Here is a 26499-nt window from a genome sequence, read left to right on the forward strand (position 1 = left end):
GCAGCGATCTCCGTATCGTCAATGAAAGAAAAGAACGTATCCTCCGTGCTAGGTTGCCTTTATACTACTGCGCGTTTGTTTATAAACTGCCCAATTGACAAGTGATGGGAAATTCTAGGTGAAGTTCGTAAAGTATCTAATCATTCTTGCAGTCTGTTGCATTCTGCTGGGAGCGGCCGCAGTATTTGGTCTGTACAAATACGTTGAGCCACAGCTGCCCGATGTCGCGACGCTTAAAGACGTCCGTCTGCAAACACCGATGCAAGTCTATAGCGCCGATGGGTATCTCATCGCGCAATACGGTGAAAAACGCCGTGTACCTCTGCCGCTGAAACAAGTTCCGCCGCAGATGGTAAATGCCTTTATCGCGACTGAGGACAGTCGCTTCTTCGAACATCATGGTGTTGACCCGGTGGGGATTTTCCGCGCCGCTTCCGTGGCGTTATTCACCGGTCATGCCTCGCAAGGTGCGAGTACCATCACCCAACAGCTGGCGAGAAACTTCTTCCTGAGTCCAGAACGTACGCTGATGCGTAAGATCAAAGAGGCCTTCCTCGCGATCCGCATTGAGCAACTGCTGACTAAAGATGAAATTCTCGACCTGTATCTCAATAAAATTTATCTGGGTTATCGTGCCTACGGCGTTGGCGCCGCTGCACAGGTCTATTTTGGCAAAACCGTCGATCAGTTGACGCTGAGCGAAATTGCCATGATTGCCGGTCTGCCAAAAGCACCGTCAACGTTTAACCCGCTGTATTCTCACGATCGCGCTCTCGCCCGCCGTAACGTGGTGCTGAGCCGTATGCTGGATGAGAAATACATCACCCGCGCTGAATATGACCAAGCACGTAGCGAGCCGTTAGAAGCGCGCTACCACGGGCCAGAAATCGACTTCTCTGCACCTTACCTATCTGAAATGGTGCGTCAGGAGATGCTGAAACAGTACGGTGAAAATGCCTATACCGATGGCTATAAGGTTTACACCACCGTCACCAAGCGCCTGCAGTTAGCCGCTCAAAGCGCATTGCGTAACAACGTTATCGCCTATGACATGCGCCACGGCTACCGTGGGCCGTCTAATGTGCTGTGGAAAGTAGGTCAGCCAACATGGTCGCGTGAGCAAATCATGAACTCGCTAAAAACATTGCCAACCTATGGGCCATTGCTGCCTGCGGTTGTCACTGAATCCAGCGCAGATGAAGCCACTGTCATGCTAGCCAACGGCGATAATGTCACGCTGCCAATGGCGACAGTTCGCTGGGCACGTCCGTTCAAAACCGATCGCGTCCAAGGCCCTACGCCGCGTCGCGTCAACGATGTTATTCAGCCGGGCCAGCAAATTTGGGTTCGTCAGGATGAAGAGCAGAAATGGTGGTTGGCTCAGGTTCCAGATGTGAACTCGGCGCTGGTTTCCCTTAACCCGCAAGACGGTGCTGTCAAAGCACTGGTGGGTGGTTTTGACTTCAACCAAAGTAAATTTAACCGCGTTACTCAGGCTCTGCGCCAAGCAGGCTCTAACATCAAACCGTTCTTATATACAGCGGCGATGGACAAAGGCTTAACGCTGGCATCGATTCTGAACGACTTGCCGATTTCTCGCTGGGATGCGGGAGCTGGCACCGATTGGCGTCCTAAGAACTCGCCGCCAACGTATGCAGGCCCAATTCGCCTGCGTCAGGGCTTAGGTGAATCGAAGAACGTGGTGATGGTGCGTGCGATGCGTGCGATGGGAGTTGATTACGCAGCGGAATATCTGCAGCGCTTCGGCTTCCCTGCGCAAAATATCGTGCACACCGAATCCTTAGCGTTAGGTTCTGCGTCGTTTACTCCAATGCAGTTGGTTCGCGGCTATGCGGTATTTGCTAACGGCGGTTACTTAGTTGACCCTTACTTCATCACCAAAATTATCGACGGTGAAGATAAAGTGGTCTTCGAAGCTAAACCGAAGGTTGTTTGCGAAAGCTGTAATCTGCCAGTGATCTATGGGCAAACGCCAAAATCCGTTGCGCTTACCGATGATAGCGTCGAAAACGTCGCCGTATCTCAGGATAGCAACGCTAACGCAGCGGTGCCGATGCCTCAGCTTGAGCAAGTTACACCAGCTCAGATGAATCAGGATTCGGATCAACAATATGCGCCGCATGTGATCAACACGCCGCTGGCGTTCCTGATGCATGACGCGCTCAACAGTAACATCTGGGGTGAACCCGGTGGCGGCTGGATGGGTACCGGCTGGCGTGCAGGGCGTGATTTGAAACGTCATGATATCGGCGGTAAAACCGGCACGACCAACAGTTCAAAAGATGCATGGTTCTCTGGCTATGGTCCAGATATCGTGACCAGCGTTTGGATTGGTTTTGACGATCATCGCCGCGATTTAGGCCGCACCACCGCTTCTGGCGCGATTAAAGATCAAATCTCCGGCGGCGAAGGCGGTGCGAAAAGCGCTCAGCCAGCGTGGGATGACTTTATGAAAGCCGCCTTAGAAGGCGTTCCTGAGCAGAAAATGGCACCACCACCGGGTATTGTTAGCGTAACTATCGACAAATACACCGGCAAACTCTCAGGCGGAGGCGCTGGCAGCAAGTCTGAATACTTCATTGATGGCACTCAGCCAACGGAGTACTCGGTACATGAAGCGGGTACCACGGTGACCGACAGCGGTGGCGAAAGCCACGAACTGTTCTAGTGCAGAACCACTGATACGTTAAAGGGGCCAATTGGCCCCTTTTTTATATTCAGCGTTTGCATTAATCAGCTAACGTTAACGGCTCGTGCAGCCAAAAGCTCTCGCACTAAGAACAATGCACTTACGCTGCGAGCTTCGCGGAAATCAGGATCGTCAAGCAGCTCCATCATGCGCGCTATCGGCCAGCGTACAACCGGCATCTGTTCGGGCTCATCCCCTTCCAAACGCTCAGGGAAGAGGTCTTCCGCTAAAACAATATTCATCCGGCTGGAAAAATAGGAGGGCGCCATCGTCAGTTTATGCAAAAAAGTAAACTGCTCGGCACCAAAACCCGCCTCTTCCATTAACTCTCGGTTTGCCGCCTGAAAAATGTCTTCTCCAGGATCAATCAGTCCTTTAGGAAAACCAAGCTCATAGCTCTCAATCCCGACAGCATATTCGCGGATCAGCAGCAGATCGTCGCCGAGAATAGGCACAATCATCACTGCTTCGCGTTCTGAGGGACGCATACGCTCATACACACGGCGCACACCATTGCTAAACTCTAAGTCCACCGACTCCACATTAAACAGGCGTGAGCGTGCAATGGTTTCCACGCTGAGAATTTTTGGCTTTTGTGGGAGTTTTTCCATGATGGCCCCGAATTAATGGTTTCCCGTCGATTATCGTAATACTGCAATATCCAAATCATGGGAATGGCGACTGACAGGCGACATATTTTGATTCGATATTTTCGTTTATAGATGCAGATCACAGTATTTAGTTACTCTGCATTGTGCGCAGAAGGTGTGAGATTCGCAACAATTGTTGAGTATATTTTGCAGTCTTGTTTCCAGCCAGCCTGAGCCAAAAAATTCCACTCAATATGCCGCTATTACTTGCCACACATGAGAAAAATCGGATAATGCCGATATAATCAGCAGACTCCGGCTGCTAACCTTTTTACTTGAATATGCGACAATCTTTGCAAAACTATAAATAAAATCATTTCATAACATATATTTATATTCGCTTTATAATTCATCCGTATAATGTCCTTTTGGACAAGGTGGAAAGGTGATGATTACCAAACGGGGTCGGCATGAGCGCACCAGTTATCGCATCAATCCTACTGATCCTTTGCCTGCTGATTGCCGGATGTGCCTATTGGTCTAAGATGAAAAAATCTGCCTTATTAACAACATCTTTCCCATTTCTTAAAACTAAACTGCGCAAACTGCAAAAAGATGAACTTCAGGCCATTGAGCAATATCTCAATAAGCTAGAGTCTCCTTCAGGTTCTTCTCATGCACCCATGCCCGTAGCTCAACATCGCCTGATGCCTCAGGGGGATCGCGTTTACCCGCTTGTCCACGCGATAACCCGCTACGAACTCACTACCGACGATCCCAATAAAAGACGCTATTACCTTGATAATATTGAGGTTCACCTGCCTGTTTTTTGGGAACAATATATCGCCGACGATAACCAGCTTGAGGTGATCAAAACTCATAGCATTCCTTTGGTTATCTCCATCAACGGTCACTCGTTGGTTGACGCTGCACAAGAGGATTTACTTCCTCCTCCCGATAGCACCAGCAGCGCTTCAATTCGTCAGACCGAAAGTGAAAAAGTCGAGCTGCAAGGCGTTCGCAAAGAAACCCAGTTGGAGTATCAGCTCAGCCAGCAAGGCGGCATCCGCGAATCTATCGTGATCGTGGTGGCATTACTGATGTTGTATGCCAGCCTAATGAGCCCTAATGCTTTAATGCCGTGGCTGCTGACCGTCGCTACGGGGCTGATTGCATGGGGTATTTGGCGCTTGTACAGTCGCCCTTCTGAACGCGACCTGAAAGAAATCCACTGCATCCGCGGGATCCCCAAGCGCTGGGGGTTATTTGGCGAGTCTAACGTTGGGCAAATCAACAACGTCTCGTTAGGCACCTTAGATCTCATCTACCCAGCACATTGGCAGAACTATATTCAAAAAGATCTCGGGCATAAAACCGATATCGAGATGTATCTCAGTCGACACGTGGTGCGTCAGGGCCGCTTCCTCTCGCTGCACGATGAGGTAAAAAACTTTCCCCTGCAGCGCTGGGGACGCAATATCGTGCTGCTAGGCGGAGCGCTTCTTACGCTCACGTTGCTGCTCACAACTCAGCCTCTCAGCATCCCGTTCAAACTCAGCTCGGCATGGCTACATGGAACACACAGTGTTGATGTGAATAGCGTGAAATCGCTGGCTGCGCTGCCGCTGCACGTTGGGGATACTTTAAACATTCAAGGTACCGGCATGTGCCGTGTTCCTGCTTCTTATCAAGACGGCGTACGTTATCCCTTTATGCCTTTCGATTGCTCGGCGATTTATTGGAGCAATGCGACCCCGATGTCTGCACCCGCGTCTGATATCGTTGATAACGCAGCGGCATTGCTTGCAACGGTGAACCGCCAGTTGAACGCGAACAATGAAGACCAGAAAGTTAACCCTGGACTGGCTAGCGCCATTCAAAAATCCGGCATGATCTTGCTGGATGATTTTGCCGACATTGTTCTGCGTACCGAAGATCTCTGTGCGCAGCAGTCAGAATGCACAAGGCTAAAAAATTCGCTGGTGAATCTTGGCAACAGCAAGTCATGGAACGCTCTGCTGAAAAAGGCGCAAAACGGAGGGTTGGACGGTGTGAACGTGCTGCTACGTCCAGCAAGTGCCCAGCTATTATCAAACATCGTCAATAGCGCCGTCTCTTCGTTCTATTATCGCGAAACACATCAGGCCGCACAGTCACTCACCGCAACGCCGCCGGGCGGATTTTTGATTATTAGCGATGAAGGTAAGCAGTTGGTTAATCATCCACAGCCTGCCATTTCACTCTACGATTACACGGCTATCGATCAGTGGCGTGAGCTGGAATCACTTTCACAACAGCTGCTGATGACACCATTTAAAGCCAGCGGCGTGATCACCGAGCTCAGCACCGATGCCAACGGTACTCGGCATATTATGTTGCATAGCGAACCCGATGGTCTAACGCTGTGGCGATACATCTTAACCTGCGCGCTGCTGCTCGCAGTGACACTGATTATTATCGTTAACGCACTGATGTTTATGTTCAGAATACAAAAATCGATGAATCGTATTCCTGAAATACAGCGCTACTACGACCAGTGCATTAACCACAGCATCATGCCTTTTGATACCGCCCCGCGACGTTAATTTCATCGGCTGGCATGACAAGCCAATAGAGTAAAAATATAATTCCTTAAGGCCAGCATCCGCTGGCCTTTTCGCCTATCTAGCAGGAGCCTGTATGTCCCCTACCCTGAACCATCAGCCTAATTTTAATTGGCAAGAAATCGAAACCGTATTGCTAGATATGGATGGAACATTGCTCGATCTGGAGTTTGACAGCTATTTTTGGCTTAATCTGGTGCCGCAGACCCTGAGCGAGCGCCGCGGCATTACGCTCGATGAAGCCAAAAAACTCATCCGCCATGAATATAACGCGGTGCAACATACGCTCAATTGGTACTGTTTTGACTATTGGAGCGATCGTCTAGACTTAGACATCTATCAAATGACCTCCGAAGTCGGCGCTCGTGCGCGTTTACGCCAAGATACCCAACCGTTTTTAGAGGCACTTCGTGCCAGCGGCAGAAAAACTATTTTGCTGACTAACGCCCATCCACACGGGCTTGCGGTGAAGTTGCAGCACACCGGACTCGATCAGCATCTTGATTTATTATTTTCCACCCACACATTTGGTTATCCGAAGGAAGATCAGCGACTGTGGCAGGCGGTACAAAAACGTACTGGTTTTAATCCTGCAACTACGCTGTTTGTCGATGATGCCGAACCCATTCTGGATGCAGCCCAAAGCTATGGTATTCGCTACTGCCTTGGTGTTCGCAACCCGGACTCAAGCATGGCCGAGAAGCAATTCTCACGCCATCCGTCCATGAATGATTACCGCACATTATTGCCAGCCTTTCAGCCACAGTAGCTCGCTACGGCAGCAAAAGCTCGGCACCTTGGGCGAACTCATACAGGTAGGAGCCGACATGAAAGGTAAGAACGAACAGGAAGACAGCGCCATTCGTTTGGATAAATGGCTCTGGGCCGCACGGTTCTATAAAACCCGCGCCATTGCCCGCGACATGGTCGACGGCGGTAAAGTCCATTACAACGGACAGCGCGGCAAGCCTAGTAAAGCCGTGGAGATTGGCGCTGAAATCAAGCTACGCCAAGGCAATGACGACCGAACCGTTATCGTCACCGCGCTCACGGCACAGCGACGCGGCGCCGCAGATGCTCAGCAGCTTTATGAAGAAACAGCGGCCAGCATTGAAAACCGCGAAAAGGTTGCACTCGCACGCAAGATGAATGCGCTAACCATGCCGCATCCCGATCGCCGACCTGACAAAAAAGAGCGTCGTACGTTGCTGAAATTTAAAAGCGAACAAGCTTCAAACGAATAAATTTAAAAACGGCTAGCTGGATAAACCGGCAGTCCTAAGAGAGAAAACCATGTCTAATCACGACCAATTACATCGCTATCTGTTTGAAAATATGGCCGTTCGCGGCGAGCTGGTCACCGCCAGCCACACTTTCCAGCAGATGCTCGAAAACCACAGCTATCCGGCACCGGTACAAACGCTGCTGGGCGAACTGTTGGTTGCCACTAGCCTTCTAACCGCTACGCTGAAATTTGACGGTGACATCACCGTTCAGCTTCAGGGCGATGGACCATTAAAAATGGCCGTCATCAACGGTAACAACCAGCAGGAAATGCGCGGCGTTGCACGTTTGCAGGGCGATATCGCCGAAGGCAGCAGCATGCGTGAAATGTTAGGTAATGCGGTGATGGTTATCACCATCACACCAAGCGAAGGCGAACGTTATCAGGGCGTTGTGGGTCTGGAAGGTGAAACGCTGGCTGAATGTTTAGAAGCCTATTTCATGCAGTCCGAACAGTTGCCAACCCGTTTGTTCATCCGTACCGGTGAGCATGATGGCAATGCATGTGCAGCCGGTATGCTGTTGCAAATCATGCCTGCACAGCCTAACAACGTGGAAGATTTGTCGCATCTGGCTCAGCTGACCGCAACGGTAAAATCCGAAGAGCTGTTCGGTCTTCCGGCGAACGAAGTGCTTTATCGTCTTTATCATCAGGAAGAAGTCACCCTGTATGAGCCACAAGACGTCACTTTCCGCTGCACCTGTTCACGTGAGCGCAGCGCCAGCGCACTGCTGACCGTTCCGGTGGAAGAGCTGAACCACATGTTAGAAGAAGATGGCAACATCGATATGCACTGTGATTACTGCGGTAACCACTATGTATTTGATAAAATTGATATCGAATCATTACTGGCAGGTGGACAAAACCACAACGACGAGTGCGTTCATTAAGCATTAATGTCGTCATGCCGAACACCAAGCCCGCCATTGTGCGGGCTTTTTCATTGATCCTGCTCAGCATATATAGATTATCTACGCGCAAATTCCGTGGCATCCATCTCATAACTGAATGAAAGCCGGATGAAAATTGTTTTTTTTGATGGCTCTCTCGGTTAAACGGGCTCCAATCTTTGACACTAGACCTAGTAAAAAATCTAATCTTACAAGGAAAGGAGTAGTGTCATGCATACGAAAGGCTTAACCCCACAGGATTTAGCAGAATATGGAATTACTGACGCAACTGAGATCATCTACAACCCTAGCTATGACCTGCTCTTCCAAGAAGAAACCGCTCCAAATCTAGAGGGATATGAACGCGGGACAGTGACAACGCTTGGCGCAGTTGCCGTTGATACTGGGATTTTCACCGGTCGTTCACCGAAAGATAAGTACATTGTGCGCGACGATGTGACTCGCGATACCGTTTGGTGGTCAGACCAAGGGAAAGGTAAAAACGATAACCATCCTCTTTCCGTTGAAACTTGGCAGCATCTGAAGTCACTCGTCACCAAAGAACTTTCAGGTAAGCGTTTATTTATTGTCGACGCATTCTGCGGAGCAAACAGCGACACTCGCCTAAGCGTTCGTTTCATTACCGAAGTAGCGTGGCAGGCTCATTTCGTTAAAAACATGTTTATCCGCCCTACTGACGAAGAACTGGCGAGCTTCAAGCCCGATTTCATCGTCATGAACGGCGCCAAATGCACCAACCCGCAGTGGAAAGAGCAGGGATTAAACTCTGAGAACTTTGTTGCGTTTAACCTTACTGAACGCATCCAGTTGATCGGCGGTACATGGTACGGCGGCGAGATGAAGAAAGGGATGTTCTCCATCATGAACTACCTGCTGCCGCTGAAAAATATCGCGTCTATGCACTGCTCTGCCAACGTGGGCGAAAAAGGCGACGTGGCGATTTTCTTCGGCCTGTCTGGCACGGGTAAAACAACGCTTTCAACCGATCCAAAGCGCCAGCTCATTGGCGATGATGAGCACGGCTGGGACGATGACGGCGTATTTAACTTCGAAGGCGGTTGCTACGCGAAAACCATCAAGCTGTCTGAAGAGGCTGAACCAGATATCTACCACGCGATCACCCGCGATGCACTGCTGGAGAACGTGGTCGTGCTGGAAGATGGCACGGTCGATTTTAACGACGGTTCAAAAACTGAAAACACCCGTGTTTCTTACCCGATTTATCATATCCAGAACATTGTTAAGCCGGTTTCAAAAGCAGGCCACGCGAAGAAGGTTATTTTCTTAACCGCCGACGCATTTGGCGTGCTGCCACCGGTTTCTCGCTTAACCGCAGACCAAACTCAGTATCACTTCCTGTCTGGGTTTACCGCCAAACTGGCTGGTACCGAGCGTGGCGTAACAGAACCAACGCCTACCTTCTCCGCCTGTTTCGGTGCTGCATTCCTGTCTCTGCATCCAACCAAATATGCAGAAGTGCTGGTTAAGCGCATGCAAGCGGCGGGCGCTCAGGCCTATCTGGTGAATACCGGGTGGAACGGAACTGGCAAACGTATTTCTATCAAAGATACACGCGCCATTATCGATGCCATTCTGAGCGGCGAGATTGATAACGCTGAAACCTTCACGCTGCCAATTTTCGATCTGGCAGTACCCACGGCGCTGCCAGGTGTGAATCCTGACATTCTGGATCCACGCGATACCTACGCCAGCAAAGAGCAGTGGCAAGAAAAAGCGCAAGATCTGGCGCAGCGTTTTGTCACTAACTTTGATAAATACACCGACACGCCAGCAGGTGCAGCACTGGTAAAAGTCGGCCCTAAGGTTTAATTTCGCAGTACAAAATACAAAAGGAGCCATTTGGCTCCTTTTATTTTTCTAGCTTGTTTATCTCAACTAATTCACATCGGCAAAGACGGCGAATCATCAGTGATGGGACTCTTTGTCTTTCTTCTTATGACTTGATTTTGAGTCATGCGATGTAAGAGGATCTGACTCCGGCATCAATAACAATGCGCGGATACGCAGCCCACCGCGTTCGCTGGTGCCGATATCCAAGCTGCCAGAGTGCCCGTCGATAATACGTTGCAGGATCGCCAGACCCAGCCCTGTTCCGCTGGTTGTTCGGGCGCTTTCGCCCCGCACAAAAGGCTGGAAGAGATGCGCTAACTGCTCTGGAGCGATACCAGGGCCGTCATCTTCCACTTGGAACCATGCTCTTTTGCCTTCGGTGCCGCTGCTCACTTTGATCCAGCCGTTACCGTAGCGGGTGGCGTTCACCACCATATTGACCGCGGCACGCTTAATCGACAGCGGATGCACATCAACCAGCAGTTCACCCTCGGCAAGATCGGTGTCGATCACCCTTTCATAACCACTTTCAGCGGCCACGACTTCGGCTAATATACCGTTCAGATCGCAAACCTCGGTCTGCATTTCCTGCCCGGTGCGCAGATAGTCAATGAACTGCTCAATGATGGCATTACACTCTTCGGTATCTTTGTTAATCGACTCCGCCAGATAGCCATCTTCGCTGCTCATCATCTCCGTCGCTAACCGAATGCGCGTGAGCGGCGTGCGTAAATCGTGGCTCACACCCGCCATCAGCAAGGTACGATCGTCGGCAAGCTGCTTAACCCCTGCCGCCATTTGGTTAAATGCCCGCGTCACAGAACGAACTTCAGACGCGCCATATTCACGCAGCGGCGGGGGGATATGCCCTTTCCCCACCTGTATGGCAGCATGTTCGAGTTCCACCAAGGGTCGGTTCTGAATACGAATGAACAGCCATGCGCCACCAATCGCCAGCAGCATAATCGCCAAGGTATATCTGAACAGCGGAGAGAAGTCTCCCTGATGGATTTCCGTCAGCGGAACGCGTACCCAAATATCAGGCGATAACCATGTTTTGAGCCACACCACCGGTGTGTTCTTACTTATTTCAACGCGAACATCGGTTGGGCCACCCAGCTGCTGCGCCATCTGCTGGCTGAGGAATTGATAGTGCTGCGCCCAGCGCAGGCCACTCTCCTCCGCCGCAGAATTGGTGTACAGAGAAATGCCCAGCTCACGATAAATTTCGCGCCGAAACGCCGGAGGAACCTCCAGCTGTGTACCATCCTCAAGCTGTAGCTTGTCCGTCATCAACATACGGACTTCATACGCCAGCACCTTATTGAATTGCTGTAGGCTGGGCAGAATCGCGAAATTCAGCACCACCAAATAGGTTGTCACCAAACTGACAAACAGTAAGGTGACAATCAGCAACAACGTGCGGGCAAATGAGCTACGCGGCGAGAAGCGCAGTCGCCTCATGCTTTACTGCCGTCCGGCACAAAGACGTAGCCCAAACCCCAAACGGTTTGGATATAGCGAGGATGTGCAGGATCTTCTTCAACCATGCGGCGCAGGCGTGAAATTTGCACGTCGATAGAACGTTCCATCGCGCTGTATTCACGGCCACGTGCCAGATTCATCAGCTTATCGCGAGACAGCGGCTCGCGCGGATGACTGACTAACGCTTTCAGTACCGCAAATTCACCGCTGGTTAATGGCATAGGCTCATCTTCACGGAACATCTCGCGCGTACCGAGGTTCAATTTGAATTTGCCGAAGGAGATCACCGCATCTTCTTGAGATGGCGCACCCGGCAATTCATTGGCCTGACGGCGTAACACCGCACGGATACGAGCCAGCAGCTCACGCGGGTTAAACGGCTTAGGAATATAGTCATCGGCGCCAATTTCCAGCCCAACGATACGATCGACCTCTTCACCTTTTGCCGTCACCATAATGATCGGCATTGGGTTGCTTTGGCTGCGCAGACGGCGGCAGATAGACAAACCATCTTCGCCCGGTAGCATTAAATCCAGCACCATCAGGTGGAAAGATTCACGGGTTAGCAAGCGATCCATTTGCTCGGCGTTGGCGACACTGCGCACCTGAAAACCCTGTTCGGTCAGGTAACGCTCTAACAACGCACGTAGGCGCATGTCGTCATCAACAACTAAAATCTTGTAGTTCTCTTGCATGGTGTACTCCCAAAGGCGCCAAAGGCGGTATGCCCGACACGCTGAGCCGATATAATTAAAGCGATCTTTTTAAGGATGCCTATTGTTCAGAAACTGTGGCAATTGAGACAGCAGATAATGGTTTATATTCTAGCCTAAATTGTTACAAAGGTTATTTATCTTATGCTTACGGGCAGTTATTACACTTTTTATCACAAAATTTATCGCAAAATGCGATCAAATTAGCATCGCCAGATGAAGCTTCTCGCCGCGAATTGTAATCTTACGATTCGTGATATAACGTTCCATCCCCGCCTCATACAGGCAGAAATGAATACCTCGACTTCTTTTTCATGTGTTTTACAGGGCAGCAAAGAATGAAAACGCAACTGATTACACGCGGCGGCTACGAAAAGCTCAAGCAGGAGCTAGATTATTTGTGGCGCGAAGAGCGTCCTGAAGTGACAAAGAAAGTGACATGGGCAGCCAGCCTCGGTGACCGCAGCGAAAACGCAGACTATCAATATAACAAAAAGCGCCTACGCGAAATCGATCGTCGAGTCCGCTATCTCACCAAATGCCTTGAGCAACTGCGTATCGTTGATTATTCACCGCAGCAGGATGGAAAGGTCTTCTTCGGTGCATGGGTAGAAGTCGAAAATGATGAAGGCGTTATTAAGCGTTTTCGTATCGTTGGCTACGATGAAATTTTCGGCCAAAAAGACTATATCTCTATCGACTCACCGATGGCGCGCGCGTTGCTAAAAAAAGAGGTTGGCGATGCGGTTACCGTGACCACGCCGGTAGGTGAAGCGGTGTGGTACATCAATGAGATTGACTATCCGAAAGCATAATTCGGTATTATCCGAGCGCTTCGCGGCCCCTTGAGCTGGCATGTTTATGCATCAAAAAGTATATACTTGCCCATAATTTTTAAACTTACGGACATACTGATTCTATGAATGATTCATTGAGCCGCATTATTGCGAGTGAACTGCAAGCGCGACCAGAGCAGGTTGATTCAGCCATTCGCCTCTTGGACGAAGGGAACACCGTCCCTTTTATTGCTCGCTACCGTAAAGAAGTTACCGGCGGTTTAGATGATACCCAGCTACGCCAGTTAGAAACCCGCTTAGGGTATCTGCGCGAGTTGGAAGAACGTCGCGCCACCATTCTGAAATCTATCGACGATCAGGGCAAACTGACCGAGCAGCTTGCCGATGCCATCAACGGCACCATGAGCAAAACCGAGCTGGAAGATTTATATCTTCCCTACAAGCCTAAGCGCCGCACCCGTGGGCAAATCGCGATTGAAGCAGGTCTTGAGCCGCTGGCCGATTCGCTGTGGCAAGACCCGCAGCAAGATCCTGACACGCTGGCCGCCCGCTACGTTGATGCCGATAAAGGCGTTGCCGACACCAAAGCCGCGCTCGATGGTGCTCGCTATATTCTGATGGAGCGTTTCTCTGAGGATGCCGCACTGTTGGCTAAAGTGCGTAACTATCTCTGGAAAAATGCTCATCTGGTGTCCAAAGTGGTCGAAGGCAAAGAGGAAGAAGGGGCGAAATTCCGTGACTACTTCGACCATCACGAGCCGATTGCCAATGTGCCTTCCCACCGCGCACTGGCGATGTTCCGAGGCCGCAACGAGGGAGTATTACAACTCTCCCTGAACGCCGATCCTCAGTTTGAACAAGCCCCACGCGAAAGCTATTGCGAACAAATCATTATCGATCATTTAGGTTTACGCCTAAACAATGCACCGGCTGATGCTTGGCGCAAAGCGGTGGTGAACTGGACTTGGCGTATCAAAGTGTTGCTGCATCTTGAAACTGAGCTGATGGGCACCTTGCGCGAACGTGCCGAAGATGAAGCCATTAACGTTTTCGCCCGCAACATGCACGACCTGCTTATGGCTGCTCCGGCAGGTATGCGAGCAACTATGGGCCTCGATCCTGGTTTACGTACCGGCGTTAAAGTGGCCGTGGTTGACGGCACGGGTAAACTCGTCGCAACAGATACCATTTATCCACACACCGGACAGGCCGCAAAAGCCGCCGCCTCAGTAGCAGCGCTGTGTATCAAACACAACGTGGAACTGGTGGCGATTGGTAATGGCACCGCATCTCGCGAAACTGAGCGCTTCTATTTAGATGTACAGCGCCAGTTCCCTGAAGTTAAAGGCCAAAAAGTTATCGTCAGCGAAGCGGGCGCATCCGTTTATTCCGCGTCTGAGCTCGCTGCGCAAGAATTCCCAGACTTGGATGTGTCGATCCGCGGAGCGGTATCTATCGCCCGCCGTCTGCAAGATCCACTGGCTGAGCTGGTGAAAATCGATCCGAAATCAATCGGGGTTGGTCAGTATCAGCACGACGTTAGCCAAACCCAGTTGGCACGAAAACTGGATGCCGTTGTAGAAGACTGCGTGAACGCCGTTGGCGTCGATCTCAACACCGCATCGGTTCCATTGTTGGCTCGCGTTGCAGGACTCACACGTTTGATGGCGCAAAATATCGTCGGATGGCGTGACGAAAATGGCCGCTTCAGCAACCGTGAGCAGCTGTTGAAAGTCAGCCGTTTAGGCCCTAAAGCGTTCGAGCAGTGCGCTGGCTTCCTGCGTATTAACCACGGCGATAATCCGCTGGATGCATCAACCGTTCACCCGGAAGCCTACCCTATCGTTGAGCGTATTTTGGCAGCCACACGCCAAAGCCTACAGGAATTGATGGGCAATCCAACGGAGCTACGCGGTCTGAAAGCCAGCGAGTTTACCGACGAGCGTTTTGGTGTGCCAACGGTCACCGATATCATTAAGGAACTGGAAAAACCAGGACGCGATCCGCGCCCTGAGTTCAAAACCGCGACCTTTGCCGACGGCGTTGAAACCATGAACGACCTGCAGCTGGGGATGATTCTGGAAGGCTCGGTCACCAACGTCACCAACTTTGGTGCCTTCGTTGATATCGGCGTCCACCAAGATGGTCTGGTGCATATTTCTTCACTGGCGGATAAGTTTGTCGATGACCCGCATAAAGTCGTGAAAGCTGGCGACATTGTTAAGGTCAAAGTGATGGAAGTCGATCTGCAGCGTAAACGTATTGCATTGACGATGCGTTTAGACGAGCAACCTGGCGAAAGCGGTTCGCGTCGCAGCAGCACAGAACGCACGCCAGATCGTCAACGTCCGGCGAACAATCAGGCTCGCCAAGCGAGAAATGACAAAAAACCTGACAGCGGTAATAACAGCGCAATGGGCGACGCGCTCGCCGCCGCCTTTGGCAAAATGAAGCGTTAACCGCGCAATAAGCCAATCTCCTTTCCCTCGCCAATATCGCGAGGGAAAGTGAGATGCATCACAATTTACAAATCTAAATGAGTATTCATTGCAATTACACACGTAAAGTTCAAATGCATATGTATCTGCATTGAAAATAAATAGTTAATGGATTTATTTTTAAAGCGTAATTTTTAACACCGTTAATATTTCGAAACTCAGTTTTATTAACGCACAAATATTCCCGCCACGCAGTCAAACCGCCGTTATTAATTCTCAAATCGCCGCTTACCCCTACATTTGCTATTGATTCCATCAAATATATTGAATATATGCTTTGTATATCGCCTTAATTCAAACGCATAAATCATGAAAATAAGAACAAATCCTTAACCGTTTTAACCAATGATTCTCATTTGCGATAGCTGAAAAATAGTGCTAAAACGGCATAATAAGGACCGAATCATAGTTGAAACGCCGAGAGAACTGGAAACACACTTCAGTATGAACTCGGCGGTTTTTTCCCTGTGATTATAATAATAATTCTCAATATTATTATTTTACGCATTCTCTGTTGCCAACTTGCATCACCTATCTAGAATGCACGGCGCTATCGCCAAGGATAAAGATAATCCGGTTCTCCTGTCTGACCTATAAGCTTCAGACCCGAGTGTTTCCTCGTAGCAAATTACCGAATGTAAGAAGGTTTTTTATGCATCAGCTTCTTCCGGGCCACCAATATAAAATCATTGGCTTCTCGCCTTTAATTAGCCCTGCCTATCGTCAGAAATTACTTTCTCTGGGTTTTTTGCCTGGTTCTCCATTTAGCGTGGTACGTATTGCACCGCTAGGCGATCCCATTGAGGTGAAGTCTCGCCGCGTCAGCCTTGTGCTGCGTAAAAAAGATCTGGAGTTATTGATGATTGAGCCAATCGCTCAGGCAGACGCCAATCAGACTCACGTCGTCACCTCACAGATTACCGCTAGCGGCGCATAAATAAACGACTCACTTTGCTGCTGACCTTTTACCAGCAGCCATTTTTAGGGATGGCGACAGTACGGCCTGTGGTCTTGTCGTCGACGACAAACTCTTCTTATACAATGTTGGATTATGAAACAGCTCACCATCGGGTTAATCGGTAACCCCAACTCGGGAAAAACCACGTTATTCAACCAGCTTACGGGCGCTAGGCAGCGCGTAGGTAACTGGGCTGGCGTCACCGTGGAGCGCAAGGAAGGCCATTTTTCTACCCTAGAAAATCAGGTCAAACTGGTAGATCTACCAGGGACTTACTCCCTGACCACAATTTCTGAGCAAACGTCGCTGGACGAGCAGATTGCTTGTCACTACATCCTGAGCGGCGACGCTGATTTAATCATCAACGTGGTTGATGCATCTAACCTAGAACGCAACCTCTATCTGACTTTGCAGCTGCTTGAGCTGGGTATCCCGTGCATCATTGCACTCAACATGCTGGACATTGCTCGCAGCCAGAAAATTGATATTGATATTGATGCGCTGTCCAAACGCCTTGGTTGCCCGGTCATTCCTTTAGTATCGACGCGCGCCAACGGAATCGCCGAGCTGAAAAAAGCCATTGATTTGCCTCCAACCTGCGCAGTTGAAGCATTGGTTGAATATCCGCCGCTGCTGTTGGGTCAGGTCGATCGCCTGTCTCAGGCTATGCCGGATACGCTTGCCGTTCAGCAACGTCGTTGGCTGGCATTGCAACTGCTCGAAGGAGACATCTATAGCTCCACTCGCGCCAGTAATGCGTTGAAAATCCTGCCAGAAGTTCAGGAAACGCTAAAGCGCACCCTTAACGAAGATCCGGCGCTTATCATTGCTGACTCACGCTATAAAAGCATCACCGATATCTGTGATTCTGTGAGCAACACGGCCACCGCACTGCCGAATATTTTGACGGAAAAACTGGACCGCATCATTCTTAACCGATGGCTGGGAATACCTATTTTTCTGCTGGTGATGTATGTGATGTTCGTTCTGGCGATCAACATCGGTGGCGCACTTCAGCCGCTGTTTGATGTGGGTTCATCAACCATATTTATTCAGGGTTTACAATGGGTTGGCTACACCCTGCACTTCCCAGAATGGCTAACCATTTTCCTTGCTCAAGGGATCGGTGGCGGTATCAACACCGTGCTGCCGCTCGTGCCACAAATCGGCATGATGTACCTGTTCCTCTCCTTCCTTGAGGATTCCGGCTACATGGCGCGTGCCGCCTTCGTGGTCGACCGCATGATGCAGGCGTTGGGCTTGCCGGGTAAATCATTCGTTCCTTTAATCGTTGGCTTTGGCTGCAACGTGCCTTCCGTGATGGGTGCTCGTACTCTGGATGCACCTCGTGAACGCTTAATCACCGTATTGATGGCACCGTTCATGTCCTGCGGCGCACGCTTGGCCATTTTTGCCGTCTTCTCTGCCGCATTCTTTGGTCAGGGCGGCGCACTGGTCGTCTTCTCGCTATATATGCTCGGCATTGTGATGGCGATTCTGACCGGACTGATGCTCAAACACACAATCATGCGTGGCGAAGCCTCACCGTTCGTGATGGAACTGCCGGTTTATCACGTACCACACCTAAAAAGCCTGCTACTGCAAACTTGGCAGCGCCTGAAAGGCTTCGTGATGCGCGCCGGTAAAGTCATCATCATCGTCAGTATTTTCATTGGCGCGCTCAACAGCTTCTCCTTTAGTGGTAAAGCCGTTGATAGCATCAACGACTCAGCGCTGGCTTCAGTGAGTAAAGTGATGACACCGTTGCTGAAACCGATCGGCGTGCATAGCGACAACTGGCAGGCTACCGTCGGTTTAGTGACCGGTGCGATGGCGAAAGAAGTGGTCGTGGGTACGTTGAATACCCTGTATACCGCTGAGCAAATCCATGAAGAGGAGTTTGATCCAGCCGCATACAGCTTGATTGGTGGACTTGAAGGTGCAGTTGGTGAAACTTGGCAGAGCCTGAAAGACACCTTCAGCCTAAGCGTGTTTGCTAACCCAATTGAAGCCAGCAAAGGCGACGGCGAAATGGAATCCGGCTCCATGGGCGTGATGGGCAGCAAATTCGGCAGCGCCAGCGCCGCCTATGCTTATCTGATCTTCGTGCTGCTATATGTACCTTGCGTATCGGTAATGGGTGCGATTGCGCGTGAAAGCAGCCGTGGCTGGATGACCTTCTCCATTCTGTGGGGACTCAACGTCGCCTACTCACTGGCAGCCGTGTTCTATCAGGTGGCTAATTTCGCCTCTCATCCGCAGTACAGCTCAATCACGATTGCAGCGGTGGTGATATTCAATGCGCTGGTGTTAGTTGCACTACGCCGCTCACGCGACCGCGTGACCGTACGCTTAGTCAATGATCCGGCCAGCGAATGCTGCTGCGATACCGGAAAAGGTAGCTGCCACTAGTGGCAGCTACGCGTCATTGAGCAAAGAGGACGACATATGGCAAGCCTGTTAAAAGTACGCGATACGGTGGCCCTACATGGCCGTATCGAACTCAACCAGCTCTGCCGCGAAGTCAACGGATCGCCAGCCATGGTGCTGGCGATGCTACAACGCTTAGAGCAAATGGGTTGTGTGGAAAAGGTCGATGATATCGACAACGGTTGTGTCAGCGGCAGTTGCAAAGGCTGCCCTGAAACCAGTAAGAACTGTGAGATGGTGGTGTATCAGGCGAAAAATGTTCACTGAATGTCTATGAGCTTGTGGTGTAAGATTTCGTCCGCCTATTCTTTATGTGATCACGATGTAAGGTTTCGACCGCCTATCAGTAACGGTATTCATATACAAACTAAGTCGAAGGCGTCCGTTGAGGGGCGCCAGCGCGCGCCCCTTCAATCCTCGCGCTTTTTATCCGTGACGCCATCTCCGCTCCGGTTTGGTATCGCCCATCCAGGGCGCCCCAAACTCCGCCGGTACATCCCTGTACCGGCGGCTCTTCCTACCAAGACTTAAACTATTAAAAGAAAAATAGAGAAATAAACTAAAAAGATAAGAAGACAAAAATGTCTTTTGCTTTTTTATGTTTAAAGAATGCATTTTAGAGCCGCCAGCAGGGATGCTGGCGGCAGGTTGAGGGCGTACAGGATGTACGCTCCGAGACCGGTCGGACAAACGGCTCGGTAAAAAGCGCGAGAGTCGAGAGGTTGCGCGCTGGCAACCTCTCGTCGGACGCCTACGCCAGCGGTTTCATAGAGCCGTATTTGCTCATGGGCGGACGAAAACCTTCACCGTTCTAATATGAAAACCTTCACCACTCTAATAAAGGCACCCGAGATTTTCACCGAAACCTAAATAATTACCTTAACAAACTCTTCCAATACCCCACAAAACTCCCCCGGATGTGACACAAACGGCGCATGTGCCGATTTCTGAATAACAACAGATTCGCTATTCGGGCAAGACTCGTCGAGCAGCACAGCAACCTTACGCGGCACCAATCCATCCAAATAACCGTAAATACGCAGCAACGGCATTTTCAAACCAGCTATTTGCTCACGTAAATCCACGGAGCGCAGAATATCGAGTCCACCGTTTAATACCTCCACGGAAGGCATCGGCTGAGTTAGTACCACGTCTTTTAAAATACGCGCATCCTGTCGAGCGCTTTCCGTACCTAAGGTTTGCAAGGCTAAAAAACGTTCTACGGTACGTTTAAAATCTTCACTCAGTTGGCGTTGAAACCCGCTTAACACTTCACTTTTTATACCCGGCCACTCGCCTTGAGCGGTGAAACATGGCGACGACGATACGGTCACCAGCGCGGCAACACGTTCTGGGTAACGCAGTGCAATATCACTGGCCACCAAGCCGCCCATTGACCAACCGAGCCAAACCGCATTTTCAGGCGCCTGCTGCACCACAATATCGCTCATTTGCTCTAGCGCTAAAGCACCAAAGCCTTGGCTGCGCCCATAGCCTGGCAAGTCGATGACGTGCACGCGAAACTGCGTACTCAATCGCGGCAAAATGCAACGCCATACCTCTGCGTTCAATCCCCATCCATGCAATAACACAAGATCGCGATCGCCTTCGCCACAGGTATGCCAATAAAGCTTATTCATCAGGTATTGTCCGTCTGTTTAGTATTATCTCAGGAGGAGAAATATGTTTAACCTCAGCGCGCATTGCTGGATTTGCCAGCTCCCGCTCGTCATGCCTACGCAAGGGATCTGTAGCTTTTGTTCCGCGGCCTGCCTGCTAAAACCTCGAGTTTGCCCCTGCTGCGGATTACCTAGCGAGCACACCACGCGAGCCTGTGGCCGCTGCATACAAAAGGCACCTTACTGGCAGCAGCTGATATTTGTTAGTGATTATCAGCCCCCGCTCCGCCAGTTAGTGCATCGTCTAAAATATCAGGGCAAATGGCAAATCGCATCGGCACTCTCGCGCCTGATGCTGTTGAGTTATCTGTACGCACGCCGTACTCGGCACCTGCCAAAACCCGATCTTATCACCGTGATCCCTTTGCACCATCAACGCCAATGGCGACGAGGATTCAACCAAAGTGACCGCTTAGCTCGCCCTCTAGCCCAATGGCTAAGGTGCGCCTATTTCCCCGATGTCATTAAACGCACGCGGAAAACCAAACCACAGCAGAGTCTCAATGCGATCCAACGGCGACGTAATTTGCGCAATGCATTCAGCTGCCAACAAAATCTGAGCGGCAAACATGTTTTAGTGGTCGATGACGTGCTTACCACTGGTAGCACGATGGGAGAAGTTAGCCGCCTTCTTCTTGCCCAAGGCGCTAAATCCATACAAGTTGTATGCCTTTGTAGAACCTTGTGAGCACTTTGCAATCGGCGTATTATAACCAACCAGATAAGTCAACTATTGAGCAAATGCCATGATCCGTATTACCGAAGCTGCCCAAGAGCACTTTGCCAAGCTGCTGGCAAACCAAGAAGCAGGCACCCAAATCCGTGTTTTCGTTATCAATCCAGGCACTCCAACCGCTGAATGCGGCGTGTCTTATTGCCCACCGGATGCGGTAGAAGCGAACGATACCAAGCTCGATTTTGAGAAATTATCGGCCTATGTTGACGACGTGAGTGCGCCGTATCTGGAAGACGCGGAAATCGATTTTGTGACCGACCAATTGGGCTCTCAGCTAACGCTGAAAGCGCCAAATGCCAAAATGCGCAAAGTAGATGACGATGCACCGTTGATCGAACGCGTTGAATACGTGCTGCAATCACAGATCAACCCACAGCTGGCTGGCCACGGCGGCAAAGTGACGCTGATGGAAATTACCGAAGAAGGTATTGCAATTCTGCAATTCGGTGGCGGTTGTAACGGTTGTTCTATGGTCGATTACACGCTGAAAGAAGGCATCGAAAAAGAACTGCTGCAGAAATTCCCTGAACTCAAGGGCGTGCGTGACCTCACTGAACATGAGCGTGGCGAGCACTCTTACTACTAATATTAGCCGCTGCTAATAGTAAAGCCCTGCTCTTATTGCTAAGAAGCAGGGCTTTTAAAATCGGGTACGACTTAAACCAAAATCACCTCAACGCCCTGCGCTTTCAATTGCTCAATCACTTTCTCGTCGGCATCTTTGCCAGTAATCACAATATCAATCTGCTCTGCGCGACTAAACAGCATACCAGCACGCTGGCCCACTTTGCTGCTATCGGCTAATACCACCAATTTTCCCACGTAGTTCAACATCTTCTGCTCGGCCATCGCCGTGAGCATGTCGGTTTTATACAAGCCTTCGGCGGTCAACCCTTTGCCGCTGGTAAACATCCAATGTCCCGCATAAAGAGAAGATTCGCCCTCCTGTGGTGCCAGCGTAATCGCCTGACTGCGGTTATATTGGCCGCCCATAATGACAACGCTATCGTGCTCCTGCTCAATCAAAAAATTGGCCAGCGGCAGGTAGTTAGTGATCACCTGAGTATCTTTACCACAGATTTCGCGCCCCAGCGTGAAGGCCGTCGATCCACAGTTAATGACGATACTTTCGCCGGGCTGAACCAGCTGTGAAGCCGCGCGCGCAATGCGTACCTTTTCTTCATGATTCTGTGCCTGATGAATGTTCATCGGCGTCCAAGCCACACGATTTTGGCTTACGGCTTCTGCGCCGTTGCGAACTTTTTTCAGTTTGCCACTGTCGCCGAGCTTATTAATGTCACGACGCGCCGTTGCAGGTGAAACCTGAAGGCGATCAATCACCTGCTCAACGGTAACAAACCCCGTTTGTTGCAGCATTTCCAGTAAAGTCTGGTGTCTTTGCGATTCAGTCATGATTAATTCCAGCGCATAAATGATTATTTGGTGATTATATTTGAAAACGATCAAAAATAACACGCTTAAAAACACAAAAGCCGAGCATATAGCCCGGCTTGAGATACCGATATTATACTGATAACTATAAGAATGATTTGAACGGCAAGTCCGGCTCAATGGTGAAACAATCATCAAACCCACGCGGATAATGATACTCAAAATTATCCTTATCCAACGGATAGGTAAACTTGCCTCCTACCTGCCAAATAAACGGCTTAAAGCCATATTTCAGGCGATCTTTCTTCATCTCCCACAGCACACGAATTTCCTGTGGATCGGCTTGGAAGTTTGACCAGATATCATGGTGGAAAGGAATCACCACCTGAGTTTTAAGCGACTCAGCCATACGCAGAATATCAGAGCTGGTCATTTTATCCGTAATACCTCGCGGATTTTCTCCATACGATCCTAACGCCACATCAATTTTATGCTCATTGCCGTGTTTAGCGTAGTAGTTAGAATAATGTGAATCTCCGCTGTGATACAGGTTTCCACCAGGTGTTTTAAATAGATAGTTAACAGCACGTTTATCCATGCCATCGGGTAAAACACCGGCTGCTTTTTCATTTGCTGGCAGCGTAATTAACGCTGTACGGTCAAAAGCATCAAGCGCATGGATCTCAACATCTTTGATTTTCACCACATCACCGGGCTTCATGACGATACAGCGTTCACGCGGCACGCCCCAGCCAATCCATAAATCCACACAGGTCTGCGGGCCAATAAACGGCACGCTGCTGTCGCAGTTTTGCATTACCGCAGCGGCAACGTTAACGTCAATGTGGTCATTATGATCGTGAGTAGAAAGCACTGCATCAATCTGGCGAATTGCAAAAGGATCCAGTACAAACGGCGTTGTGCGCAGATTAGGCTGTAGTTTTTTCACCCCAGCCATGCGCTGCATCTGATGACCATCTTTCATCAACGGGTTACCGTGGCTCTGTTTTCCTGTGCCGCACCAGAAATCGACGCAGATATTGGCACCACCTTCAGATTTCAGCCAAATGCCTGTGCAGCCTAGCCACCACATCGCAAAAGTTCCAGGAGCAACGTTCTCTTGTTCGATTTCTTCGTTTAGCCAAGAACCCCACTCAGGGAATGTGCTCAGGATCCAAGACTCACGGCTGATGCTTTCAATCTTACTCATGGTATGCCCCTCATAATATTCACGTCTGCGATAAGTAAATAGCGTTACCTTCGCGCTAATTAATCAATATAAATCACAAAAAGATTAAATATGATTTGTTGTGAAAAATCTACCACGATTACGTGACTGAGCAAAAGCAAATTTTTTATGATTTAGTTCACATAAAAACCATCACTTAAAACAATCATAAACGCTAAAACTCGCCTCATGAATAGGTAATATTTTGTTTTAAATAGTAAAAACAAACACACCGTTACTTTTCATCTTTTATTTTATATCCACACAATTCAAGTTGAGATACAAATCACAAATAATCAAATTAAATCTTTAAGTGATTCTTTGTGATTGCTAGAGTGATTTTGTACAAAACAGAACCTGTCTGTGACACAAGAAAGAAAAACACGGCAGGAATGAAAGCCAAAAGCCGAGCGGAGTGCTTTATGGAAACCCTCTACAACATCTTCACCATATTTTTTAATCAGGTCATGACCAACGCCCCACTGCTACTGGGCATCGTGACATGTTTGGGATATTTGCTGTTACGCAAGAGTGCAACGGTCATTATCAAAGGCACCATTAAAACCATCATCGGTTTTATGCTGCTGCAAGCCGGTTCGGGGATCCTGACGGGCACATTTAAACCTGTTGTTGCCAAATTATCCGAAGTCTATGGCATCAACGGTGCCATCTCAGATACTTATGCAGCAATGATGGCGACCGTCGAACGTATGGGGGATGCTTATAGCTGGGTCGGCTACGCCGTGCTTCTCGCTCTAGCGCTTAACATTCTCTACGTGCTTTTCCGCCGCGTGACCGGCATCCGCACCATTATGCTCACTGGTCACATCATGTTTCAGCAGGCGGGTCTAATTGCCGTATTTTTCTATATCTTCGGCTACCCGATGTGGACAACCATCATCTGCACCGCAATTCTGGTATCTCTCTATTGGGGTATAACCTCCAATATGATGTTTAAACCCACGCAGGATGTTACCGAAGGCTGCGGGTTTTCAATCGGCCACCAGCAACAGTTTGCCGCATGGATAGCCTGTAAAATCGCACCTTATCTGGGAAAAAAAGAAGAGAGCGTTGAAGAGTTAAAACTCCCCGGCTGGCTCAACATCTTCCACGACAATATTGTGTCCACCGCCATCGTCATGACCATTTTCTTCGGCGCAATCCTGTGCTCCTTTGGGATTGATACCGTACAAAAAATGGCAGGAAAAACCCACTGGACGATTTATATCCTACAAACTGGTTTCCAATTCGCCGTCGCCATTTTCATCATCATCCAAGGCGTGCGTATGTTCGTGGCCGAACTCTCTGAAGCCTTCAACGGGATTTCTCAGCGCCTGATTCCAGGAGCTGTACTGGCAATCGACTGTGCGGCCATCTACAGCTTCGCGCCTAATGCCGTAGTTTGGGGATTCATGTGGGGTACCATCGGACAGCTCATCGCCGTCGGCATTTTGGTTGGAATCGGTTCTTCAATCATGATCATTCCGGGATTCATTCCGATGTTCTTCTCAAACGCAACCATCGGCGTATTTGCTAACCACTATGGTGGCTGGCGAGCAGCGCTGAAAATCTGCCTGCTGATGGGCATGGTTGAAATCTTTGGCTGCGTATGGGCGATAAAACTCACTGGGCTGAGCGCATGGATGGGAATGGCTGACTGGTCAATTTTGGCACCACCGATTATGCAAGGATTTACCCTTGGTCTGTGGTTTATGGGCGTCATTATCGTTATTGCACTGATTTATATGTTCTTCGCGGGTCGTACTCTACGAGCCGAAGAAGACGCCGAAAAAATAGCACTCAACGAATCTTCTACAAATTAATTAACTGGAGCACAAATCATGACAGTACGAATCCTCGCGGTATGCGGTTGTGGGCAAGGCAGTTCCATGATTATGAAAATGAAAGTTGACCAGTTTCTGACGCAGCAAAATATCGACCACAGCGTTAATAGCTGCGCCGTTGGAGAATATAAATCGGAACTCAGTGGTGCTGACATCATCATTGCATCGACCCATGTCGCCGATGAAATAACCGTTACAGGCAATAAATACGTGGTTGGCGTGCGCAACATGCTTTCTGCCGCCGACTTCGGCCCTAAGCTGATGGATGTAATTACAGCGCACTTCCCTAAAGATATTAAGTCATAGGAGTAGATATGAAACTGCGCGATTCACTGGCACAAAACCACTCCATTCGTTTGCAGGCCGAGGCAAACACTTGGCAGGAAGCGGTAAAAATCGGTGTCGATCTGTTGGTGCAGGCCGACGTCGTCGAGCCGCGTTACTATCAAGCCATTTTGGACGGCGTTGAGCGCTTCGGGCCTTATTTCGTGCTGTGCCCCGGCTTAGCAATGCCGCATGGCAGACCAGAAGAGGGCGTGAAGAAAACAGGGTTCTCGCTAGTCACGCTAAAAACGCCGCTTTCGTTTAATCATGAAGATAACGATCCCGTCGATATCCTGATCACTATGGCTGCCGTTGATGCCAACACTCACCAAGAGGTGGGGATCATGCAGATCGTTAACCTATTCGAAGACGAAGCAAACTTTGATCGTCTACGTGCATGTCGCACCGAACAGGATGTTTTAGATCTGATCGATCAGACCAACGCCGCACAGGCCTAACACTTAC

At 49.8% G+C, this 26499-nt stretch carries 22 protein-coding genes; 16 read left to right on the top strand and 6 right to left on the bottom strand.

Translation table 11 applies throughout. From position 1 onward, the window contains the following. The first annotated feature begins 118 nt into the window (after nucleotides 1–118). Nucleotides 119–2689 carry a peptidoglycan glycosyltransferase/peptidoglycan DD-transpeptidase MrcA gene (mrcA, locus tag U0008_RS20150; RefSeq protein ID WP_025799298.1) on the top strand — a complete coding sequence of 857 codons (2571 nt, stop codon included), beginning with the start codon at nucleotides 119–121 and terminating at the stop codon, nucleotides 2687–2689. A 65-nt stretch (nucleotides 2690–2754) separates the two neighbouring features. On the opposite strand, the gene nudE is transcribed toward mrcA, so the two are convergent. Then, nucleotides 2755–3321, bottom strand: a complete 567-nt coding sequence (nudE, locus tag U0008_RS20155; RefSeq protein ID WP_025799300.1) for an ADP compounds hydrolase NudE — start codon at nucleotides 3319–3321, stop codon at nucleotides 2755–2757. Between the two features lie 449 nt (nucleotides 3322–3770). On the opposite strand from nudE, the gene U0008_RS20160 reads away from it, so the two are divergent. The 5 genes from U0008_RS20160 to pckA all read left to right on the top strand — a co-directional run bounded on the left by U0008_RS20160 (nucleotide 3771) and on the right by pckA (nucleotide 9929). After that, complete coding sequence (locus U0008_RS20160; RefSeq protein ID WP_025799301.1) at nucleotides 3771–5885, top strand: IgaA/UmoB family intracellular growth attenuator; 2115 nt, start codon at nucleotides 3771–3773, stop codon at nucleotides 5883–5885. A gap of 94 nt (nucleotides 5886–5979) precedes the next feature. Beyond that, nucleotides 5980–6672 carry a GMP/IMP nucleotidase gene (gene yrfG, locus U0008_RS20165; protein ID WP_025799303.1) on the top strand — a complete coding sequence of 231 codons (693 nt, stop codon included), beginning with the start codon at nucleotides 5980–5982 and terminating at the stop codon, nucleotides 6670–6672. Nucleotides 6673–6730: 58 nt separating this feature from the next. Further along, nucleotides 6731–7147: a ribosome-associated heat shock protein Hsp15 gene (hslR, locus tag U0008_RS20170; RefSeq protein ID WP_040047008.1), complete on the top strand. Its 417-nt coding sequence runs from the start codon at nucleotides 6731–6733 to the stop codon at nucleotides 7145–7147. 49 nt (nucleotides 7148–7196) lie between these two features. After that, a complete protein-coding gene (hslO, locus tag U0008_RS20175; RefSeq protein ID WP_040047009.1) occupies nucleotides 7197–8078 on the top strand; it encodes an Hsp33 family molecular chaperone HslO in 882 nt (293 codons plus the stop codon). A gap of 231 nt (nucleotides 8079–8309) precedes the next feature. Then, nucleotides 8310–9929 (top strand): phosphoenolpyruvate carboxykinase (ATP), encoded by a 1620-nt coding sequence (pckA, locus tag U0008_RS20180; protein WP_043489435.1) that lies wholly within the window; start codon nucleotides 8310–8312, stop codon nucleotides 9927–9929. A gap of 96 nt (nucleotides 9930–10025) precedes the next feature. Here pckA and envZ read toward each other — a convergent pair whose 3' ends face one another. Both envZ and ompR read right to left on the bottom strand, forming a co-directional pair. After that, complete coding sequence (envZ, locus tag U0008_RS20185; protein WP_043489437.1) at nucleotides 10026–11414, bottom strand: two-component system sensor histidine kinase EnvZ; 1389 nt, start codon at nucleotides 11412–11414, stop codon at nucleotides 10026–10028. Then, nucleotides 11411–12130, bottom strand: a complete 720-nt coding sequence (gene ompR / locus U0008_RS20190; RefSeq protein ID WP_004091002.1) for an osmolarity response regulator transcription factor OmpR — start codon at nucleotides 12128–12130, stop codon at nucleotides 11411–11413. Before ompR ends, envZ begins: the two co-directional genes overlap by 4 nt. A gap of 356 nt (nucleotides 12131–12486) precedes the next feature. On the opposite strand from ompR, the gene greB reads away from it, so the two are divergent. The 5 genes from greB to U0008_RS20215 all read left to right on the top strand — a co-directional run bounded on the left by greB (nucleotide 12487) and on the right by U0008_RS20215 (nucleotide 19098). Continuing rightward, nucleotides 12487–12963: a transcription elongation factor GreB gene (greB, locus tag U0008_RS20195; RefSeq protein ID WP_025799313.1), complete on the top strand. Its 477-nt coding sequence runs from the start codon at nucleotides 12487–12489 to the stop codon at nucleotides 12961–12963. Nucleotides 12964–13067: 104 nt separating this feature from the next. Further along, nucleotides 13068–15404, top strand: coding sequence for a Tex family protein (locus U0008_RS20200; protein ID WP_043489440.1), 2337 nt, complete (start codon nucleotides 13068–13070; stop codon nucleotides 15402–15404). A gap of 691 nt (nucleotides 15405–16095) precedes the next feature. After that, nucleotides 16096–16380: a ferrous iron transporter A gene (gene feoA, locus U0008_RS20205; RefSeq protein ID WP_025799318.1), complete on the top strand. Its 285-nt coding sequence runs from the start codon at nucleotides 16096–16098 to the stop codon at nucleotides 16378–16380. 114 nt (nucleotides 16381–16494) lie between these two features. Further along, nucleotides 16495–18813 carry a Fe(2+) transporter permease subunit FeoB gene (gene feoB / locus U0008_RS20210; RefSeq protein WP_025799319.1) on the top strand — a complete coding sequence of 773 codons (2319 nt, stop codon included), beginning with the start codon at nucleotides 16495–16497 and terminating at the stop codon, nucleotides 18811–18813. A 36-nt stretch (nucleotides 18814–18849) separates the two neighbouring features. Then, nucleotides 18850–19098, top strand: a complete 249-nt coding sequence (locus U0008_RS20215) for a FeoC-like transcriptional regulator (protein WP_043489442.1) — start codon at nucleotides 18850–18852, stop codon at nucleotides 19096–19098. Between the two features lie 599 nt (nucleotides 19099–19697). Here the strand turns inward: U0008_RS20215 and bioH are convergent. Beyond that, on the bottom strand, nucleotides 19698–20471 hold the full coding sequence (bioH, locus tag U0008_RS20220; protein WP_043489444.1) for a pimeloyl-ACP methyl ester esterase BioH: 774 nt from the start codon (nucleotides 20469–20471) through the stop codon (nucleotides 19698–19700). 43 nt (nucleotides 20472–20514) lie between these two features. Between bioH and gntX the strand changes: the two genes are divergently transcribed. Beyond that, nucleotides 20515–21198, top strand: coding sequence for a DNA utilization protein GntX (gene gntX, locus U0008_RS20225; RefSeq protein WP_072008133.1), 684 nt, complete (start codon nucleotides 20515–20517; stop codon nucleotides 21196–21198). A 58-nt stretch (nucleotides 21199–21256) separates the two neighbouring features. Continuing rightward, entirely contained in the window at nucleotides 21257–21832 is a 576-nt protein-coding gene (gene nfuA, locus U0008_RS20230; RefSeq protein WP_025799326.1) for a Fe-S biogenesis protein NfuA, read from the top strand. Nucleotides 21833–21903: 71 nt separating this feature from the next. On the opposite strand, the gene ulaR is transcribed toward nfuA, so the two are convergent. Together ulaR and ulaG are read right to left on the bottom strand one after the other, a co-directional pair. Next, complete coding sequence (gene ulaR / locus U0008_RS20235; protein WP_040047039.1) at nucleotides 21904–22659, bottom strand: HTH-type transcriptional regulator UlaR; 756 nt, start codon at nucleotides 22657–22659, stop codon at nucleotides 21904–21906. A 124-nt stretch (nucleotides 22660–22783) separates the two neighbouring features. Beyond that, nucleotides 22784–23848, bottom strand: a complete 1065-nt coding sequence (gene ulaG / locus U0008_RS20240; protein WP_040047018.1) for an L-ascorbate 6-phosphate lactonase — start codon at nucleotides 23846–23848, stop codon at nucleotides 22784–22786. Between the two features lie 440 nt (nucleotides 23849–24288). Here ulaG and ulaA point away from each other — a divergent pair, with 440 nt between their 5' ends. From ulaA to ulaC, 3 genes are read left to right on the top strand one after another with little or no spacing between them, the layout of a single operon-like run. After that, nucleotides 24289–25689, top strand: a complete 1401-nt coding sequence (ulaA, locus tag U0008_RS20245) for a PTS ascorbate transporter subunit IIC (RefSeq protein ID WP_043489449.1) — start codon at nucleotides 24289–24291, stop codon at nucleotides 25687–25689. Between the two features lie 18 nt (nucleotides 25690–25707). After that, on the top strand, nucleotides 25708–26016 hold the full coding sequence (gene ulaB, locus U0008_RS20250) for a PTS ascorbate transporter subunit IIB (protein ID WP_025799334.1): 309 nt from the start codon (nucleotides 25708–25710) through the stop codon (nucleotides 26014–26016). An 8-nt stretch (nucleotides 26017–26024) separates the two neighbouring features. After that, nucleotides 26025–26492 carry a PTS ascorbate transporter subunit IIA gene (ulaC, locus tag U0008_RS20255; RefSeq protein ID WP_025799335.1) on the top strand — a complete coding sequence of 156 codons (468 nt, stop codon included), beginning with the start codon at nucleotides 26025–26027 and terminating at the stop codon, nucleotides 26490–26492. Nucleotides 26493–26499 lie beyond the last annotated feature (7 nt).

The organism is Hafnia alvei, assembly GCF_034424155.1.
GTDB lineage: Bacteria > Pseudomonadota > Gammaproteobacteria > Enterobacterales > Enterobacteriaceae > Hafnia > Hafnia alvei.

What these genes read in the sequence shown, in the direction of transcription:
- ulaA (WP_043489449.1), top strand. Translation starts at nt 24,289, where the DNA reads ATGGAAACCCTCTACAACATCTTCACCATATTTTTTAATCAGGTCATG.
- feoB (WP_025799319.1), top strand. Translation starts at nt 16,495, where the DNA reads ATGAAACAGCTCACCATCGGGTTAATCGGTAACCCCAACTCGGGAAAA.
- U0008_RS20215 (WP_043489442.1), top strand. Translation starts at nt 18,850, where the DNA reads ATGGCAAGCCTGTTAAAAGTACGCGATACGGTGGCCCTACATGGCCGT.
- U0008_RS20160 (WP_025799301.1), top strand. Translation starts at nt 3,771, where the DNA reads ATGAGCGCACCAGTTATCGCATCAATCCTACTGATCCTTTGCCTGCTG.
- yrfG (WP_025799303.1), top strand. Translation starts at nt 5,980, where the DNA reads ATGTCCCCTACCCTGAACCATCAGCCTAATTTTAATTGGCAAGAAATC.
- feoA (WP_025799318.1), top strand. Translation starts at nt 16,096, where the DNA reads ATGCATCAGCTTCTTCCGGGCCACCAATATAAAATCATTGGCTTCTCG.
- nudE (WP_025799300.1), bottom strand. Translation starts at nt 3,321, where the DNA reads ATGGAAAAACTCCCACAAAAGCCAAAAATTCTCAGCGTGGAAACCATT.
- ulaR (WP_040047039.1), bottom strand. Translation starts at nt 22,659, where the DNA reads ATGACTGAATCGCAAAGACACCAGACTTTACTGGAAATGCTGCAACAA.
- pckA (WP_043489435.1), top strand. Translation starts at nt 8,310, where the DNA reads ATGCATACGAAAGGCTTAACCCCACAGGATTTAGCAGAATATGGAATT.
- ompR (WP_004091002.1), bottom strand. Translation starts at nt 12,130, where the DNA reads ATGCAAGAGAACTACAAGATTTTAGTTGTTGATGACGACATGCGCCTA.
- hslO (WP_040047009.1), top strand. Translation starts at nt 7,197, where the DNA reads ATGTCTAATCACGACCAATTACATCGCTATCTGTTTGAAAATATGGCC.
- gntX (WP_072008133.1), top strand. Translation starts at nt 20,515, where the DNA reads ATGTTTAACCTCAGCGCGCATTGCTGGATTTGCCAGCTCCCGCTCGTC.
- ulaC (WP_025799335.1), top strand. Translation starts at nt 26,025, where the DNA reads ATGAAACTGCGCGATTCACTGGCACAAAACCACTCCATTCGTTTGCAG.
- ulaG (WP_040047018.1), bottom strand. Translation starts at nt 23,848, where the DNA reads ATGAGTAAGATTGAAAGCATCAGCCGTGAGTCTTGGATCCTGAGCACA.
- envZ (WP_043489437.1), bottom strand. Translation starts at nt 11,414, where the DNA reads ATGAGGCGACTGCGCTTCTCGCCGCGTAGCTCATTTGCCCGCACGTTG.
- nfuA (WP_025799326.1), top strand. Translation starts at nt 21,257, where the DNA reads ATGATCCGTATTACCGAAGCTGCCCAAGAGCACTTTGCCAAGCTGCTG.
- greB (WP_025799313.1), top strand. Translation starts at nt 12,487, where the DNA reads ATGAAAACGCAACTGATTACACGCGGCGGCTACGAAAAGCTCAAGCAG.
- U0008_RS20200 (WP_043489440.1), top strand. Translation starts at nt 13,068, where the DNA reads ATGAATGATTCATTGAGCCGCATTATTGCGAGTGAACTGCAAGCGCGA.
- hslR (WP_040047008.1), top strand. Translation starts at nt 6,731, where the DNA reads ATGAAAGGTAAGAACGAACAGGAAGACAGCGCCATTCGTTTGGATAAA.
- ulaB (WP_025799334.1), top strand. Translation starts at nt 25,708, where the DNA reads ATGACAGTACGAATCCTCGCGGTATGCGGTTGTGGGCAAGGCAGTTCC.
- bioH (WP_043489444.1), bottom strand. Translation starts at nt 20,471, where the DNA reads ATGAATAAGCTTTATTGGCATACCTGTGGCGAAGGCGATCGCGATCTT.